The sequence below is a fragment of the Bradyrhizobium sp. B025 genome (genome assembly GCF_042257955.1).
Classification (GTDB): domain Bacteria; phylum Pseudomonadota; class Alphaproteobacteria; order Rhizobiales; family Xanthobacteraceae; genus Bradyrhizobium; species Bradyrhizobium diazoefficiens.
On record NZ_CP170150.1, the window covers coordinates 4863146 to 4878481 of the forward strand.

At 65.4% G+C, this 15336-nt stretch carries 13 protein-coding genes; 5 read left to right on the plus strand and 8 right to left on the minus strand.

The genetic code is table 11. The features are described from left to right. Positions 1-142 precede the first annotated feature (142 nt). Positions 143-1387, plus strand: coding sequence for an MFS transporter (locus ACE10W_RS22560; protein WP_110116256.1), 1245 nt, complete (start codon positions 143-145; stop codon positions 1385-1387). A gap of 88 nt (positions 1388-1475) precedes the next feature. On the opposite strand, the gene ACE10W_RS22565 is transcribed toward ACE10W_RS22560, so the two are convergent. Continuing rightward, on the minus strand, positions 1476-2735 hold the full coding sequence (locus ACE10W_RS22565) for an adenylate/guanylate cyclase domain-containing protein (RefSeq protein ID WP_011087807.1): 1260 nt from the start codon (positions 2733-2735) through the stop codon (positions 1476-1478). A gap of 177 nt (positions 2736-2912) precedes the next feature. Between ACE10W_RS22565 and ACE10W_RS22570 the strand changes: the two genes are divergently transcribed. Further along, entirely contained in the window at positions 2913-4070 is a 1158-nt protein-coding gene (locus ACE10W_RS22570) for an MFS transporter (protein ID WP_182871866.1), read from the plus strand. A 31-nt stretch (positions 4071-4101) separates the two neighbouring features. Next, the gene (locus tag ACE10W_RS22575) at positions 4102-4293 is read left to right on the plus strand and encodes a hypothetical protein (protein ID WP_038966343.1); all 192 of its coding nucleotides are present in this window, start codon (positions 4102-4104) and stop codon (positions 4291-4293) included. Here ACE10W_RS22575 and ACE10W_RS22580 read toward each other — a convergent pair. The 3 genes from ACE10W_RS22580 to dmeF all read right to left on the minus strand — a co-directional run bounded on the left by ACE10W_RS22580 (position 4290) and on the right by dmeF (position 6574). Then, positions 4290-4646, minus strand: a complete 357-nt coding sequence (locus tag ACE10W_RS22580; RefSeq protein ID WP_244651760.1) for an EamA family transporter — start codon at positions 4644-4646, stop codon at positions 4290-4292. The two genes, ACE10W_RS22575 and ACE10W_RS22580, sit on opposite strands and share 4 nt — an antisense overlap. A 50-nt stretch (positions 4647-4696) precedes the next feature. Continuing rightward, on the minus strand, positions 4697-5527 hold the full coding sequence (locus ACE10W_RS22585; protein WP_182871867.1) for an N-acyl homoserine lactonase family protein: 831 nt from the start codon (positions 5525-5527) through the stop codon (positions 4697-4699). 87 nt (positions 5528-5614) lie between these two features. Continuing rightward, positions 5615-6574: a CDF family Co(II)/Ni(II) efflux transporter DmeF gene (dmeF, locus tag ACE10W_RS22590; protein ID WP_028171620.1), complete on the minus strand. Its 960-nt coding sequence runs from the start codon at positions 6572-6574 to the stop codon at positions 5615-5617. Between the two features lie 206 nt (positions 6575-6780). Here dmeF and ACE10W_RS22595 point away from each other — a divergent pair, with 206 nt between their 5' ends. Together ACE10W_RS22595 and chrA are read left to right on the plus strand one after the other, a co-directional pair. Then, the gene (locus ACE10W_RS22595) at positions 6781-7599 is read left to right on the plus strand and encodes a chromate resistance protein ChrB domain-containing protein (RefSeq protein ID WP_028171619.1); all 819 of its coding nucleotides are present in this window, start codon (positions 6781-6783) and stop codon (positions 7597-7599) included. Beyond that, positions 7599-8984: a chromate efflux transporter gene (chrA, locus tag ACE10W_RS22600; RefSeq protein ID WP_375761984.1), complete on the plus strand. Its 1386-nt coding sequence runs from the start codon at positions 7599-7601 to the stop codon at positions 8982-8984. Before ACE10W_RS22595 ends, chrA begins: the two co-directional genes overlap by 1 nt. Before the next feature lie 25 nt (positions 8985-9009). Here the strand turns inward: chrA and ACE10W_RS22605 are convergent, their stop codons facing one another. The 4 genes from ACE10W_RS22605 to ACE10W_RS22620 all read right to left on the minus strand — a co-directional run bounded on the left by ACE10W_RS22605 (position 9010) and on the right by ACE10W_RS22620 (position 15294). After that, the gene (locus tag ACE10W_RS22605) at positions 9010-10080 is read right to left on the minus strand and encodes a c-type cytochrome (RefSeq protein ID WP_011087814.1); all 1071 of its coding nucleotides are present in this window, start codon (positions 10078-10080) and stop codon (positions 9010-9012) included. Positions 10081-10587: 507 nt separating this feature from the next. Next, positions 10588-10770 carry a hypothetical protein gene (locus tag ACE10W_RS22610; RefSeq protein WP_162494116.1) on the minus strand — a complete coding sequence of 61 codons (183 nt, stop codon included), beginning with the start codon at positions 10768-10770 and terminating at the stop codon, positions 10588-10590. Between the two features lie 1424 nt (positions 10771-12194). Further along, entirely contained in the window at positions 12195-13739 is a 1545-nt protein-coding gene (locus ACE10W_RS22615) for a GMC family oxidoreductase (protein WP_375761985.1), read from the minus strand. Between the two features lie 4 nt (positions 13740-13743). Next, positions 13744-15294: an ABC transporter substrate-binding protein gene (locus ACE10W_RS22620; protein ID WP_375761986.1), complete on the minus strand. Its 1551-nt coding sequence runs from the start codon at positions 15292-15294 to the stop codon at positions 13744-13746. Positions 15295-15336 lie beyond the last annotated feature (42 nt).

Genomic DNA, 15336 nt, shown 5'->3' on the forward strand with positions numbered 1-15336 from the left:
TTGCAACTCATTTGCAACTGCATCTGGCCCCATCGGTTCCCGGCACGGACCTGTTTTGCCCCGGGCCTGTCGGGAAGCGGGTGGGTTTGGCCGGTCTCGGGGGCGGATACTGGCGCCAATCCGACACTGCAGGAAATGAGCCATGTCAAATCCGCCTCGCCTCCCCGACACCTTCAACCGCCTCGCCTGGTCCAATCTCGCGGCGCAATCGGCCGAGCAGATCGCGCTGGCCGCAGCCCCCATCGTCGCCGTGCTGACGCTCGGGGTCGCTGAAGGCCAGACCGGCCTATTGCAGACGGCGCTGACACTTCCGTTCGTGCTCTTCGCCATCCCGGCCGGCCTGCTCGCCGACCGCATCTCCCGCCGCGCACTGATGGCGGGCGCCGAGGCGCTGCGGGCCGCAGCCCTCGCGGCGATCGTGCTGCTGCTTGCGCTCGGCGCCCTCAATCTGCCGCTGCTGGCCCTGCTCGGCTTCGCTGCCGTGTGCGGCACCGTCGTCTACAGCGTGGCCGCACCGGCCCTGGTGCCCTCGCTGGTGAGTTCGGACCTGTTGCCAGCCGCCAATGCCCGGATCGAGCTCGCGCGCACCATCGCCTTTGCCAGCGGGCCTGCGCTTGGTGGCGCGCTGGTCGGCTGGTGGGGCGCGAGCCTGGCTTTCGGCTTTGCCGCGGCGCTCTCGGCCATTGCCGTGGTGCTGCTCTCCGGCATCTACGAGCCCGCCCGCACGCCGGCGCCGCGGCGCCATCCGTTCCAGGACATCCGCGAAGGCGCAGCCTTCGTGTTTCACCATCCGCTGCTCAGGCCGGTCTTCATCACCCAGTTCATCTTCAACACCGGCTGGTTCTTGCAGATCGCCGTGTTCGTGCCTTATGCCGTGCGCCATCTCGGGCTGACCGCCGCCGGCGTCGGCACGGTGCTGACGATGTACGGCGTCGGCATGGTGATCGGCGCGCTGTTCGCGACGCGCGTTATGCAGCGCGTCGCCTTCGGCACGGTTGTCGGCCTCGGCCCGGTCACCGGCTTCGTCGCCTCCTTGGTGATGGCGCTGACGGTGCTGGTCCCCTCGCCCTGGCTTGCGGCCTTAAGCTTCTTCCTGCTCGGCGTCGGGCCGATCCTGTGGGTGATCTCGACCACCACCTTGCGCCAGTCCGTGACGCCGCCGCGCCTGCTCGGCCGCGTCTCCGCCATCAACATCATGAGCTACGGCGCCCGCCCGCTCGGCTCGGCGCTGGGGGCGATCGTCGGCGGGCTCTGGAGCGCGGAGGCGTGCCTTTATCTCGCGGCGGCGGTGTTCGGCATGCAGGCGCTCGTGATCCTGCTGTCACCGGCCGCGTCACTCGACCGGCAGCCGGACATGGTGGGGGATGAGGTGGCGGTGAGGTGTTAGCTGCGTCGCGATTGCGGAAAGTGGCGCAGCATCCTCCGTCGTCGTCGTCCTGGCTTTCGCCAGGACGACGTTAGCGAGGGAGTGATGCCTAACTCGCCAGATACCGCTCATAGCTCCCCGTCACCGGCTCGCTGGCGTCAACCTCCGGATCGAGCGTGTAGAGGTCCTGCGCGCGGCCGATGCCACGCAGCGCATAGCGGCCGGTGGAGACGAGATAGCGGCGGCCGGCGGCATCGAGCCCCTTGTAGAACTCCGCCGACGCCAACAGCTCGCGATCGACCGAGCGGCTCATCGAGGCGATGCGGCTGACCTCGTTCACCGTCGGACCCACCACCGTGAAATCGAGCCGATCCTCGCTGCCGATATTGCCGTAGAAGACCTCTCCGACATGCAGCCCGATATAAGCCGACGTGGTGGGACGGCCGTCCGCCTCCCGCCGCTTGTTCAGCGCTGCGACGTTCTGGCGGAACAGATGCTCGGCGCGGAGCGCAGCACGTCGCGCATGCGCCATGTCCTCGCCGGTGAACATCGCGAGCACACCGTCACCGATCAGCTTCAGCACGTCGCCGCCGGCATCGTGGATCGCATCGATCACGGCCTGCGCATAGTCGTTGAGAAACGGGATGATCTCGTCGGGACCGATGCTCTCGCTGATCCCGGTCGAGCCGCGCAAATCCGAGTACCACAGCACTGCCTTGATGCGCTCGGTGACGCCGCGCGAGATGCGGCCGCCCAGCACCTGCTCGGAGGCGCCGCGGCCGAGATAGACGCGCCCGAGCGTGCGCGCGATATCGACCTGCTGCGCCGACTTGATCGCGAGCCCCAGCACCGGCACGAGATCGCGCAGGGACTCCAACTCGGCTTCGCTGAAGCCGCTGTCGCGGCGCGTGGTCCAGCAGGAATAGAGGCAATCCATCAGGCCGAGCGCGCCGTTCTCGCCGAAGCGGTGCACGAAGGCGAGATAATGCTTATGGCCCTTCTCGGCGAGTTCGCCGATCTGCGAGAAATCCAGTGACGGCGCGTCGGCGAGATCGATCACCATCTCGTCGTGGCCGTGCTCGAGCATGTGGAAGAACACCGAGCGGCGCCAGTGCTGGGCCGCATCGCCTTCGGCGGTCGAACCGTATTCGAACGCGTCGCTCTCGTTGCTCGCCCGGTCGCTCCAGCGGAAACCGCGGCCCTCATAGATCGGATGCAGCGTGTCGATGACGACGAGGGCGCGCGAGAGTTCCAGGCCCTCGGCGCGGCAGCGCTCGCAGAACCCGCGGAGCAGTTCGTTTTCGGGCAGGCCCGTGAGCCCCTGGCCGGTCAGCCAGTTCATCAGCGCGAGGCGCGAGGTCAATTGCATGCGCCATTATGCCGTGCATTCGTGACGAGCGAAAGGCGCAAGCCTCGCGCGAGCCATGCGCAAGGCTCCCGTCCCTTGCAGGTCGAATATGCCGCGATCACGGTTGACGCACTCGCTGCGCCGGCGGCAAATGCCGGCGATGATGACTTTGTCGGCCAGAATCGGAAGCACGCGCGGATGAGCCAGCGCCAGCTCCCGATCATCCTGGCGCTCGGCACCACGCAGACCCTGGCCTGGGCTTCCAGCTACTATCTGCCGGCCCTGCTCGCCGATCCCATGGCGCACGACCTTGGTGTCTCCTCCAACTGGATCTTCGGCGCGTTCTCGGCCTCGCTGGTGATCTCCGCGATGCTCGGCCCGCGGATCGGGCGGCAGATCGATCTCGTCGGCGGACGGCAGGTGCTGTCCGCCTCGAACCTGACCATGGCCGCCGGCCTCGTGCTCCTTGGGTTGTCGCAATCCGTTCTGGTGATGGCGGTCGCCTGGCTCGTGCTCGGCATCGGCATGGCGATGGGGCTCTATGACGCCGCCTTCGCCGCGCTCGGCCGCATCTACGGCACCGAGGCGCGCAGGCCCATCACCGGCATCACGCTGATGGCGGGCTTCGCCTCCACCGTCGGCTGGCCGCTCACCGCCTGGGGCCTCGCCCATATCGGCTGGCGCGAGACCTGCTTTGCCTGGGCCGCCGCCAACATCCTGATCGGCCTGCCCCTCAACTTCTTCATGCTGCCGGCGATCAAGGGCGCGAAGCAGGCGGCGGCGACGGCCGCGAAGCCGCATGTGCCGCTCGACCGCACCATGATCCTGCTCGCCTTCGTCTTCGCCGCGGCCTGGACCGTCACCGGCGCGATGGCGGTGCATTTCCCGCGCATCGTGGAGGCAACCGGCGCGACCCATGTCGAAGCGATCGCGGCCGGCGCGCTGATCGGTCCGGCGCAAGTGCTCGCGCGCATCCTCGAAGCGAGCGTTCTGAGCCGCTTTCATCCGCTGTGGTCGACCCGGCTCGCCTGCGTGACCCATCCGATTGGAGCTGCCGTCGTCGCCATCTTCGGCGGCGCCGCGGCGAGCGCGTTCGCGTTGCTGCACGGCTCCGGCAACGGCATCCTGACGATCGCCCGCGGCACGCTGCCGCTGTCGATCTTCGGGCCGAAGGATTTCGGCTACCGCCTCGGCATCATCGGCGCGCCGGCGCGGATGGCACAGGCGGTGGCGCCACTGGCGTTCGGCCTGCTCATCGACGTCATGGGCGCCAAGGTGCTGATCGTCTCCTCCGCGCTGAGCCTCTCGGCGCTGGCGGCGCTGTTCCTGATCCGCGCCGAGCGCCGGCCCGATTGACCGCACCGCCGCTTTCGCGCACAAGCGGGCCATGACCGAAGACAACAGCCCGCCCCGCACATTCAAGGGCCTCCTGCGCTGGGCGACCACGCCGCCGCAGGCCTGGGTCGTCTATCTCCTTGCCGTCATGCTGGTGTGGCTGCTGTCGTTCTATGCCGGCACGCTGAAGCCGAAGAAGACGCCGGAGGCGAGCCCTCCCGCAGCGACCGCGCCGCGCAGCTAGGCGGGCTTCGCCTCGCTGGTCGCAATCCAGATTCCGGCGAAGACGGCGAGCAGCCCGACCAGGAGATTTGCCGTGATCGGCTCGCCGATCAGCAGCGCTGCCAGCAAGGTCGCGGCGATCGGATTGACCGTCATCGTATTGGCGACCCGGGTCGGCGTCGCCCGCGCCATGACCCAGAGGATGAAGGCGAACGCACCGCCGCCGGCACCGAGATAGATGCCGGCGATCCACTGCGCCGTCGTGAAGTTATCGAGCGCCGCAAAGCTGCCTTTCACGAGCCCCGCCAGCACCAGCACGACGGCGCCCGCACCCATGCCGACCGTGAGAAAGCCGAGCGCGCTTGAGCGCTGCATCAGGGGGCGCGACAACACGTTGTAGTGTGGCAGCAAGCGGGTACGAGAAGCTAGTCGTAGAACTCCGGAGCCATCTTCTGGCTGTCGCGCTGGGCCTTGTCGTGATTGATCCAGAGCTGCGCCTTCTCCCTGGAGAGCGTGTCGGCGATCTTCTGCATCGAGGCCGCGCTCTGGTCCTTGTTGACGTTCATGCTGGGCACGCGGCGGTTATCCCAATTATCCCTGAAGTGCACGGCATCGCCGGACAGGATCACCGCACCGGTCTTCGGCAACTTCACCAGCAGCGACTGGTGTCCCGGCGTATGGCCGGGCGTCGACAGGATGGTCACGCTGCCGTCGCCGAACACGTCCTTGTCACCCGCGAGCTGCTCGACGGGATGCGAAGGCTTGAAGCGCGGCTCGTTGTTGGCGCCGGGCCAGTCATATTCGGCCTTCTGCACGTAGAGCATGGCCTGCGGGAACAGCTCGACATTGCCGGAGTGGTCGGGATGGGTGTGGGAAACGGCCATCGCCTTGACGTCGTCGGGCTTGACGCCGAGCTGTTCGAGCTGGGCGGCAAGCGTCTTCGGCCGCCGCCAGGTCACGGCCTTGGGATCGGCGGGCACCAGCCCATTGGGCATGGCGGCGACGGAATCGGCGATGCCGGTGTCCCACAGGAACCAGCCCTTGGCGTGCTTGACGAGATAGCAACTGTCGACGAAGTCCATCGACTTGCCTTCGTTCAGACCGGGCGTCCAGCGCGAGATGTCGCCGGCGGTTCCCTCGCCGCAATTGAGGACGTAGAGCCTTTCGACGCCGGGCTTTTCCGATTGCGCCATCGCTGCATGACTGAACAAGGCGAGAGCGGCGGCGGCAAAAGCAAGCTTGATCCTGGACGTCATCCTTGGTCCTCCTTGGCAAGCGTTTGGGAAGCTACAACCGAGGATCAACCCCGGCCGCGCCGCAGAATTCCGCTCCCGCGGATCACGTCAGTGCGGGCAGGTCTCGACCTCGACCGTGACGTGGCTGAGGCCCTTCAGCCCGGCGAGCCGCTTCTTGTAGACGGCCGGCTGCTTCGGCTTGTCCGACACCACGGACACCAGCACGGCACAATGGCCGGGGCCGACCTGCCAGAGATGCAGGTCGGTGACGCGATCCTCGCCGACCTCCATGCGTGCCCGGATCACCCGCTCCAGCTTCTCGTCGGCGCGCACGTCGAGCAGCACCGCGCCCGAGCTCTTGATCAGGCCGAACGCCCAGCTTGCGATCACGACGCTGCCGATCAGGCCGACGGCCGGATCGGCCCAGACCCATCCCGAATACATCGCCACCGCGAGCGCGCCGATCGCGAGTAACGAGGTCGCGGCATCCGCCATGACGTGGACATAGGCGGCGCGGAGATTGTTGTCGTGATGACGATGGTGGTGATGGTCATGATCGTCGTGTTCATCGTGCGCATGGCCGTGGTCATGGCCGTGATGGTGATGATCGTGGCTGCCGCGCAGCAGCCACGCGCTGGCGAGGTTGACGCAAAGACCGAGCGCCGCCACCGCGATCGCCTCGCCATAGACGATCGGCACCGGCGTGAAGAGCCGCAGCACGCTCTCATAGGCGATCTCGACCGCGATCAGCCCGAGGATGATCGCGCTGGAGAAGGCGGCGAGATCGCCGAACTTGCCGGTGCCGAAGGTGAAATGCGCATTGCCCAGGTGCCGGCGCGCGAAGCGGTAGGCGAACGCGGCAATGCCGAGCGCGGCTGCGTGCGTGCCCATGTGCCAGCCGTCGGCGAGCAGCGCCATCGAGCCGAACAGCGAGCCGGCGACGATCTCGCCGACCATCATGACCAGCGTCAGGACCACCACGAGCCAGGTGCGCCGCTCGTTCTCGTCGTGCTTCTCGCCCAGGAAAGCGTGGTCATGGGTCCATTGCTCGATGGAATGGGAATGCATCGGCTCAACTCTCCGGAAAACAGAATCCGCAAGGGGCCAATATAGGCCCCGGCAGCACATCTTTCTAACGCTCATTAGCGGCAAAACCGGCGGTTGACAGCTTGGCGCGGTTTCGTTGTAATGCGGCTCATGGGGATTTGAGCGATCTCCCCACGAGGCGACATGCCCAAGTATCGCGTCCCGTTTGGTTTATGCGAGGACGCATCATGTCTACATTCACGACCATATCATCCGATAAATTGGCGCGCCTGATCGGCACGGCCAACGCTCCTGTCCTGATCGACGTGCGGACCGAGGAGGACTTTGCCGCCGACCGGCGGCTGATCCCCGGCTCCATCAGGCTCAGCCACGAGAACGTTCCCGACTGGGGCGCCGCCTTCGCGGGCCGCTCCGTCATCGTCTCCTGCCTGCGCGGCGCCAAGCTTGCGCAGGGCACCGCGGCCTGGCTCCGCCAGCTTGGCGTTCAGGCCGAGACGCTCGACGGCGGTTTCGAGGGCTGGAAGGAGGCCAAGCTGCCGCTCCTCGACACCCGCAAGCTGCCGCCCCGCGACGCCAAGGGACGCACCGTCTGGGTGACCCGGGCGCGGCCGAAGGTCGACCGTATCGCCTGCCCCTGGCTGATCCGCCGCTTCGTCGATCCCAACGCGGTGTTCCTGTATGTGGCGCCGTCCGAAGTGGTCGCGGTCGGCGAGCGGTTCAATGCAGCCCCGTTCGACATCGAGAACGTGTTCTGGAGCCACCGCGGCGAGCTCTGCACCTTCGACGTCATGATCGAGGAGTTCGGGATCGCCACCCCGGCCCTGCTCCGGCTCGCAACGCTGGTGCGCGGCGCCGACACCGCGCGGCCTGATCTGGCGCCGGAGGCCCCCGGACTGCTCGCGGCGTCGCTCGGGCTGTCGCGGATGTATGACGACGACCTCGAACAGCTCGAGGCCGGCTTGCTGCTCTACGACGCCTTTTACCGCTGGTGCCGCGACGCCACGGCTGAGACCCACAACTGGCCGACCAACAAAGTGAAGGCGTAATGGATACCCGTAACGTTCAATCAGGAGCTGATGCCGGTCACGGCATCAGCTTCAATGAAGCTTTCCGCGTCTGGCTGCGCGTCGCCTGCCTGAGCTTTGGCGGGCCCGCGGGCCAGATCGCGGTGATGCACCGCATCCTGGTCGAAGAAAAGAAGTGGATCTCCGAAGGCCGCTTCCTGCATGCGCTGAACTACTGCATGCTGCTGCCGGGGCCGGAGGCGCAGCAGCTTGCGACCTATGTCGGCTGGCTGATGCATCGCACCGCCGGCGGGCTGATGGCGGGCGGGCTCTTCATCCTGCCCGGCATCATCGCCATCATGGCCCTCAGCTACATCTACGCGGCTTTCGGCAATGTCAGCTTCGTCGAGGCGCTGTTCTTCGGCCTGAAGGCCGCCGTGCTCGCCATCGTCGTCGAGGCCGTGGTGCGCGTCGGCAAGCGCGCGCTGAAGAACCGCATCATGATCGCGCTCGCGGCTATCGCCTTCGTCGCGATCTTCTTCTTCGCAGTCCCCTTCCCGATCATCATCATCGCCGCCGGCCTGATCGGATATATCGGCGCCAGACAGGGCCGTCCGGAATTTGCTCCGGCCGGTCACGGTCATGGCGGCAGCAGCGCCGTGATCGACAGCATGCTCGGCGACGCCGTGCCCGATCACATCAAACCCGACACCGGCCGCGCGATCCGCGTGGGCGCGCTGTGGCTTGCGCTGTGGCTGGTGCCGGTAGTTGCCCTGCTCGCCGCGCTCGGCCAGGCCAACGTGTTCAGCCAGATCGCCCTGTTCTTCTCGGAGATGGCGCTCGTCACCTTCGGCGGCGCCTACGCGGTGCTGGCCTATGTCGCCCAGCAGGCGGTCGAGCATTATCACTGGCTGAAGCCGCACGAGATGCTCGACGGCCTCGGCATGGCCGAGACCACGCCGGGTCCGCTGATCATGGTGCTCCAGTTCGTGGGCTTCATGGCGGCCTATCGCGATCCAAGCGGCCTGTCGCCGATGCTGGCGGCAACGCTTGGCGGCCTGCTCGCGACCTGGGTCACGTTCACGCCCTGCTTCCTCTGGATCTTCGTCGGCGCCCCCTATATCGAGCGCCTGCGCGGCAACACCGGCCTTGCCGGCGCGCTCGGCGCGATCACTGCCGCCGTCGTCGGCGTGATCCTCAACCTCTCGATCTGGTTCGCGCTGCACACGCTGTTCCGCGAGACCGTACCGGTGCACGCCTTCCCGCTGAACTTCGACATGCCGGTGCTGACCAGCGTCGACATTCCAGCGCTCGTGCTGTCGGTCGCAGCCGCAACCGCGATCTTCCGCTTCAAGCTCGGCATGCTCACAGTGCTGGCGGGGAGCTGCGCCGCAGGCGTGGCGCTGCGGCTGGTGGGGGTGATCTAGGGCGTGTACGAGCAGCCTGGAAACGTCAAGGCATGAGCGACGCCGTGTAGGCGACCAGCGCGATCATGTCGTCGATGCCGAGGTTTTCAACAGCCGGTTTCATGACGTCGCTATTGGCGCCCTTCCGCGCGCCCGACTTGAAGTCGTAAAGCTGACGGAACATGTACGTGGGCGAACGGGCCGCAATCCCTGGCGCCACGGCAGTCCCTTTGAGGTCGGCACCATGACAGGCGGCGCACTGGACGCGGAGGTCGCTGCTCGCCGCCAACGCCCGCCCTTTCTTAATGCTGCCAACCGGGACATAGGCGATGAAACGAGCGCGCGAGTCCCGGCTGAGAAAGTGTTCCACGTTTTCCGGAATCTCGATGATGCGCTGGCCGATGGGCTCTTTCTCGCCGCCGTCCATCGGCGCCAGGAACAAGTCCCTGACATGTGTCTTCGGGACGGTGTCGGTCTCTACGACCGCAATGTTCGATCTCGGCTTGATTGACGCAAAATAGTTCGCAGCCTCCTTGAGTTCCTGATCGGTGATGGCCTTGGACGTCTTGATCATCAGGTCGGTGGCGACGCGGGGCACCGAATTCATGCGCAGGCCCGTCTTGAACTCCACCGTTTGCTGGATGATGTATTCCGCGGAGAAGCCAGACAGGCTGGCATTCTCAGGGCCGCCCGGTCCGTCTGCCCTGTGGCAGACGCCGCACGCGAACACGTCAGGCGTTCTCCCCTTTGCGACGATCTCAGGCATCGCCGGATGGTCTTCCGGGTGCCAGTCGGGAGCGGCGAACAGATCGCGCAGTTGCGTGAGCGTAAAACCGGCGGCGCTGTCGGGGACTCGCCGGATCGTACCGTCGTCGGGGGCGCGTTGGAAATTCGGCGGGTTTACCGGATAGGCCCATGCTGGCGGGCCGTCTTGGCCTTGTGCAGGCGCACCCGCTGAAGCAAGCGACGTCAGCGAAAGGGCGAAAAGCGCTGAAGAAATCCTCATGGCTAAGACCTCCATGCGCATCGGCGGACCTCGACCTTCGAAGCCGACAGCGTGAAGATCGGCCGCTCGCGAAGCAGTGCCGCAGAAATCTGCGGGCAGGCGTTCCTCCATTAGGCCCTCCCGGAAGCATTCAAGGACCGGGATAAGCTGGCGTCAATTAGGGATTTGGGTGCCTGGTCCGGTCTGGATCAACAGCAGACTTCGACACGGGGCGCCTCGAAGGGTCGCTAAGGGCCAGAAGGCGACATGTTCGCCGTCAATTGAAGGAGGCTTCGAACCGAGGCGGCCTTACTCCATGGAAAAAGCGCCGCCCGCTTAATCTGTGTAGCGGGCAGCGGCTTCCCAGCCCCGGGTGGGTTTGCAAAACCCCGGTGTGGCACGAATTGCATATCCGCATCGTCGCGTCTGAGCAAAATTGCTCACTCCCCGCGAGCCCTACCACTTCGGTTTTTTCTTATGCCAATTGGCAAGCTTGGCCTCTTCTTCCACCAGCAGGTTGCGAAGCGTCGGCTTGGCGCTCGGCCGCAGCCTTTTACGAGCCGACATGCAGCTTCATCGCGTCGACGGAAGCGACGGGCCAACAGGCGACATCCGAGAAGTCGGCCAACTCCGCCGATCTTATTTTGAATAGCGTTTCTCTTTGAGAGCTTGCTTGATCGCCCATTCGGCGGCAAAAACTGCCCCTGCACGATCACATGAAGTGCCAGTTTTCGGCGGGCGGCCTTCTCGCTCAAACGACCATTTCCAGCCAAAAGGATTGGCGGCTTGAACTATCGTGTATTCTATTTTTTGATATTGCATCGGTCGGCCAAATCATGTCGTTTTCGGCGGGTGCAATTCGCTTTTGGTCCATGCTTGAACTTCTGGGATCTGCATTGGGTCGATGTCATCGCACTTAATACACCGAAACTTGCGACCGCCTGTTTTGACGATCACGAAGTGCATCGGCTTGCCGCATTTCGGGCAGATCGGGCGCGGAGAGTTTTTGGGCATAGGGGCTCACGCTGAGTCGAGGGCGCGAGTCTTCTGCTCACAGTCATCGGTAGCCGGGCAGGCCGACGATAAAGCCACGCTACCTAACTATTGTGACGGCCGCATCAAGAAAGAATGGGACTACGTATTGTTACATAGGTTCTGGGGCAATCGGATCTGACGCGACTGTGCAACTCAAGCTTAAGCGTCCCTTTCATGTCTCAGTTGGGTCAAAAGCTGCCGTAGAGCACTGTATCGCGAAGGCTCCGCTAAGGGCCAGGAGCGGAATAACGCGCGGAAAAACAGCGGTGGCCTTACTCATCTGAATGAGATTGCAAACGGTCCTATTGCAAAAATCCAAAGACCGTATGCCATTTCATCGCCCTCTGGCCGAAAGCTCGTCACCTACGCCCCCGCCGACGATTGCCTGTCGGGCAATACAGCCGCGCCGCGTGATCTCACGACGTGTCAAGCTCCGGCCCCGAAAATATTCCACTTTACCGAAATTCGGATTTGTCGTACATGCGAAACACCCTGGCCTGAGACAAGGGGCGGATCGCGATCGTCACGAACCGCAGGCCGGGCAGCGATGGACGCGACGGCGTCGGGCGCGATCGGCATTGCAGGGCGGGACACCGTGAGCAATGGCTCTTGCGCATACGACCCGGCGCTGACAGCGTCTTCGCATGGCTTCGGGAGCGAGCACACGCCACCTCTCGGATTCCCAGCGAAGACGTGCGCGGACGGAGAAGTCGTGTGGTCCTGACGCCCGGGGTCTGTGCGTCAAGTCTTGCGGTGATGTTGCGGTCCGACCGGACGCGCGCATCAGCCATCCGTGAGGCGACGGGGGCAATAGTGCATCGCTCCCCGGGGAGAGCACGAAGGACACCGTTAAAACCATTCGCGCAGGGAAGGCCGGGCGATCCGGCGAGACCTGTAGTCCACCCCGTGTGCATTTTTTGTGGCGCACGGACTTGCGGGTGCCAGCCGGCGCCCGGCCTTCCCTGCGCCCTTGTCTCTACGAGGGCGCGCGAGAAGCAAAACTCGGGTGATATCCGCCGCGAGAAGGCGAACGCTCGCCCGCTGTTTGAAACGTGTATTGGCACGACGGCAAGTCTAGCCCCACTCTCGCTGTCATCGCCCGCGAAGGCGGGCGATCCAGTACTCCGCGGCGGACATTGTGCGAACCCACTGGTGCGTCGGAGTACTGGATGCCCCGCCTTCGCGGGGCATGACACCTGTATTTGTGACAACTACCGCATCATCATTCGCGCGATCGCTTCCCCGATCACCACCGTCGTGAAGTGGGTGTTGGCGCGGCAATCGGACGGCATGATCGAGGCGTCGGCGACGCGCAAGCCCGCGATGCCTTTCACCGTGCCATCAGGATTGACCACACCATCGGGGTCGTTGACGCCGCTCATGCGGCAGCTGCCGGCGGCGTGCTGGATGTCGCCGGTCTCACGACGCAGCAGCGCGTCGAGCTCGTGATCCGGCAAGGCCGCGGCCTGCGGCAAGGTCAGGTCCGTATCGGTCAGCCGGATCCAGTCGGCGATGCCGGAAAGCGCCGGCTGGGAGGTGATCACCGCGAGCCGTTTCACCGCATCCATCATGCGCAGCATGTCGCGGGGATCGGCCAGCATGTTCTCCTCGACAACGGGATCGATACTGGGGTCGGTCGAGCCGAGCTTGAGCGTTCCGCGCGAATAGGCGTTGAACAGCCCGGCGCCGATCGCCCCGGGCACGCCGATGCCGCGGTGGTTGAACGCGATCAGGATCATGTCGCGCTTGCCGCCCTTGGCGAGGCCCGAGGAATAGGTCACGCAGCAATTGGTGTGGCGGGTGTCCGGATCGGTCGGCCGGAGATTTTCGCGGAGCTGGATCGTGGCGCGAAACAGCGGGTGGTCGAAGAAGTGGCGGCCGACCGGCAGATCGCGCTCGACGGCGATCCCCATCGCCTTCAGTTCCTCGGCCGGGCCGATGCCCGAGCGCAGCAGGATCGCCGGACTGTGGATCGCGCCGGCGCTCAGCACGATCTGGCGCGCACCGATGTCGCTCGTGCCCTGCCCCTCGATGCGGACGCGGACGCCGGTCGCGCGGCCGTCGCTGATCAGCACACGATCGACCAGCGCATGACCGCGGATCTCCAGATTGGCACGGCCGCGCGCGGGCTCGAGATACCCCTCATTGGTCGTGATGCGGCGGCTGTCGCGGCTGTTGATGGGATAACAGGCGACACCCTCGCCGTCAGGGCCGTTGACGTCGGCGCACCTGGGATAGCCGCTGGCCAGCGCCGCATCGCGCAAGCCGCGATCGATCGGGCCCCATTTCTCAGGTGGCGCGCGATAGACCGGCAGCGGGCCGCCGCGTCCATGTCCCTCGGTGTGGCCGAATTCCATGTCGTCCTCGATCACCGAGAACAGCGGCATCACCTCTTTCGCCGACCAGCCGGTGCAGCCATTGGCCGCCCATTCGTCGAACGCATCCGCAACGCCGCGGATCGCGATCTGGCCGTTCATCATCGACGAGCCGCCCAGCCCCTTGCCGCGCCAATAGAAGCGCGGCTCCTGCCCCGCCACGCGGCGCGTCAGCAGATCAGGCCACTGCCATTTTTCCTGGTACTCGCGCTTGTGGATGATGGGAATCGGATTCGGCGTCATCACCTCCCAGGGCGCCTCGTTGGCGCGCCAGTCGAGGCCCGCTTCGAGCAGCAGGACGCGTCTTGCGGGATCCTCGGAGAGCCGCGCCGCAACAGCGGCGCCGGCGGAGCCGCCGCCGACAACAATGACATCGTACATCGCGTTACTTCTCAACGTTCCAGAACACCGGGATGGCGGACGGTATCAGATTGCGCAGCGTCGCGCGATAAAGCGCCGGCTGGGCGAACTGGCCCCAGGGAATCCCGGGCGCCTGGTCGTACATCACCGTCTGAATCTCGGCCGCGATTGTCTTGCGATCCTCCTCGGCAGGCGCCTTGGCGAAGGCTTCCATGAGTGGCGTGATGCGCGCATCGCATTGCCAGCCGGTGAAGTCGGCACAGTTGAACGCCACCATGACGTTGGTCAGCGGCGAGCCGAGATCGAAGCCGCCGGCGTGAACGCCATAGACGCTCCAGCCCTCCTTCTTGGCACGGCGCGCCAGCACGCTCGCCCAATCCATCACCTGGAGATCGACGTTGAAGCCGGCCTGCTTCAGCCGCTCGGCCAGCACCTGCGCCGAGACGCGCGGGGCTTCGAGGTCGTTGGCCTCCATGACGATCACGGGCTCGCCGGCATATTTGGTCGCCTTCAGCGCGGCGCGCGCCGCTTCGATCGACGGCTTTGCGGCGGCTTCCGTGCCGGCCTTGCTGTCATAGGTGGTGCCGCATGTGAAGAAGGTCGCGCAGGGCGTGGCGTATTTGGCGTCGAGGCCGAGCGCATCCAGCACTTCGCGCTGGTCGACCAGCTTCCACAGCACGCGCCGGATCGCCGGATCGTCGAACGGTTTCGACGCGGCGTTGAGGCGATAGGCGCCGGCGAACATGTTGCCGCCGGTGAAATTGAGCAGCTTCACGCGGGAGTTCTTCTCCAGGGTCGGCAGCAGATCGAACGGCGCGTACTGCATGAAATCGACTTCGCCGGCCTGGAGCGCGGAAGCCGCGGTCGCTCCGTCCGGAATGACGCGGATCTCGAGCGTGTCGACATTGACGCGCTTGCCGCCGGCGAGGAAGTCGGCGGGCTCGGGGCGCGGCACATAGTCGGCGAACTTCTTCAGGATCATGCGGTCGCCGGTGCGGTGATCGGCCTTGCTGTAGACGAACGGGCCGGAGCCGACGATCTCGGTGATGCGCTGATCACCGGGTGTCTTGGCAATGCGCTCGGGCATCATGAAGGCGACGGGGCTGACCGGATTGCCGAGCGCGTCGATGACGAGGCCGGACGGCTCCTTCAGCGTCAGCACGAACGTTTTGGCGTCCGTCGGCTCGAGCGAGGCCGTGATCGCGAAGATGCGGCGACCAAGCGCACTGCGGGTGCCCCAGCGGCGCAGCGATGCGACGCAGTCGGCCGCCGTGACCGGCTGGCCGTCATGCCACTTCAAGCCGTCGCGCAGCGTGAAGCTGTAGGTCAAGCCATCGGGCGAGACCTTCCAGTCCTGCACCATCTGCGGTTTGATCTCGCCCTTGGAATCCTTCGCAAACAGCGTGTCGAACACCATGTAGCCGAACGTGCGCGAAATATAGGCCGTGGAAAAATGCGGATCGAGCGTGACGATCTCCGCCTCGAGCACCGCGACGAGATTGCCCGCTGCATGTGCCGGCCCGGCAACCAGCGCGAGGGCGAACAGCGCCGGAATGAATGACTTTGGCTTGAACATTGTTGCTTATTTGCCTTTTGACTTGTCGTTTGCAGTCGCCAG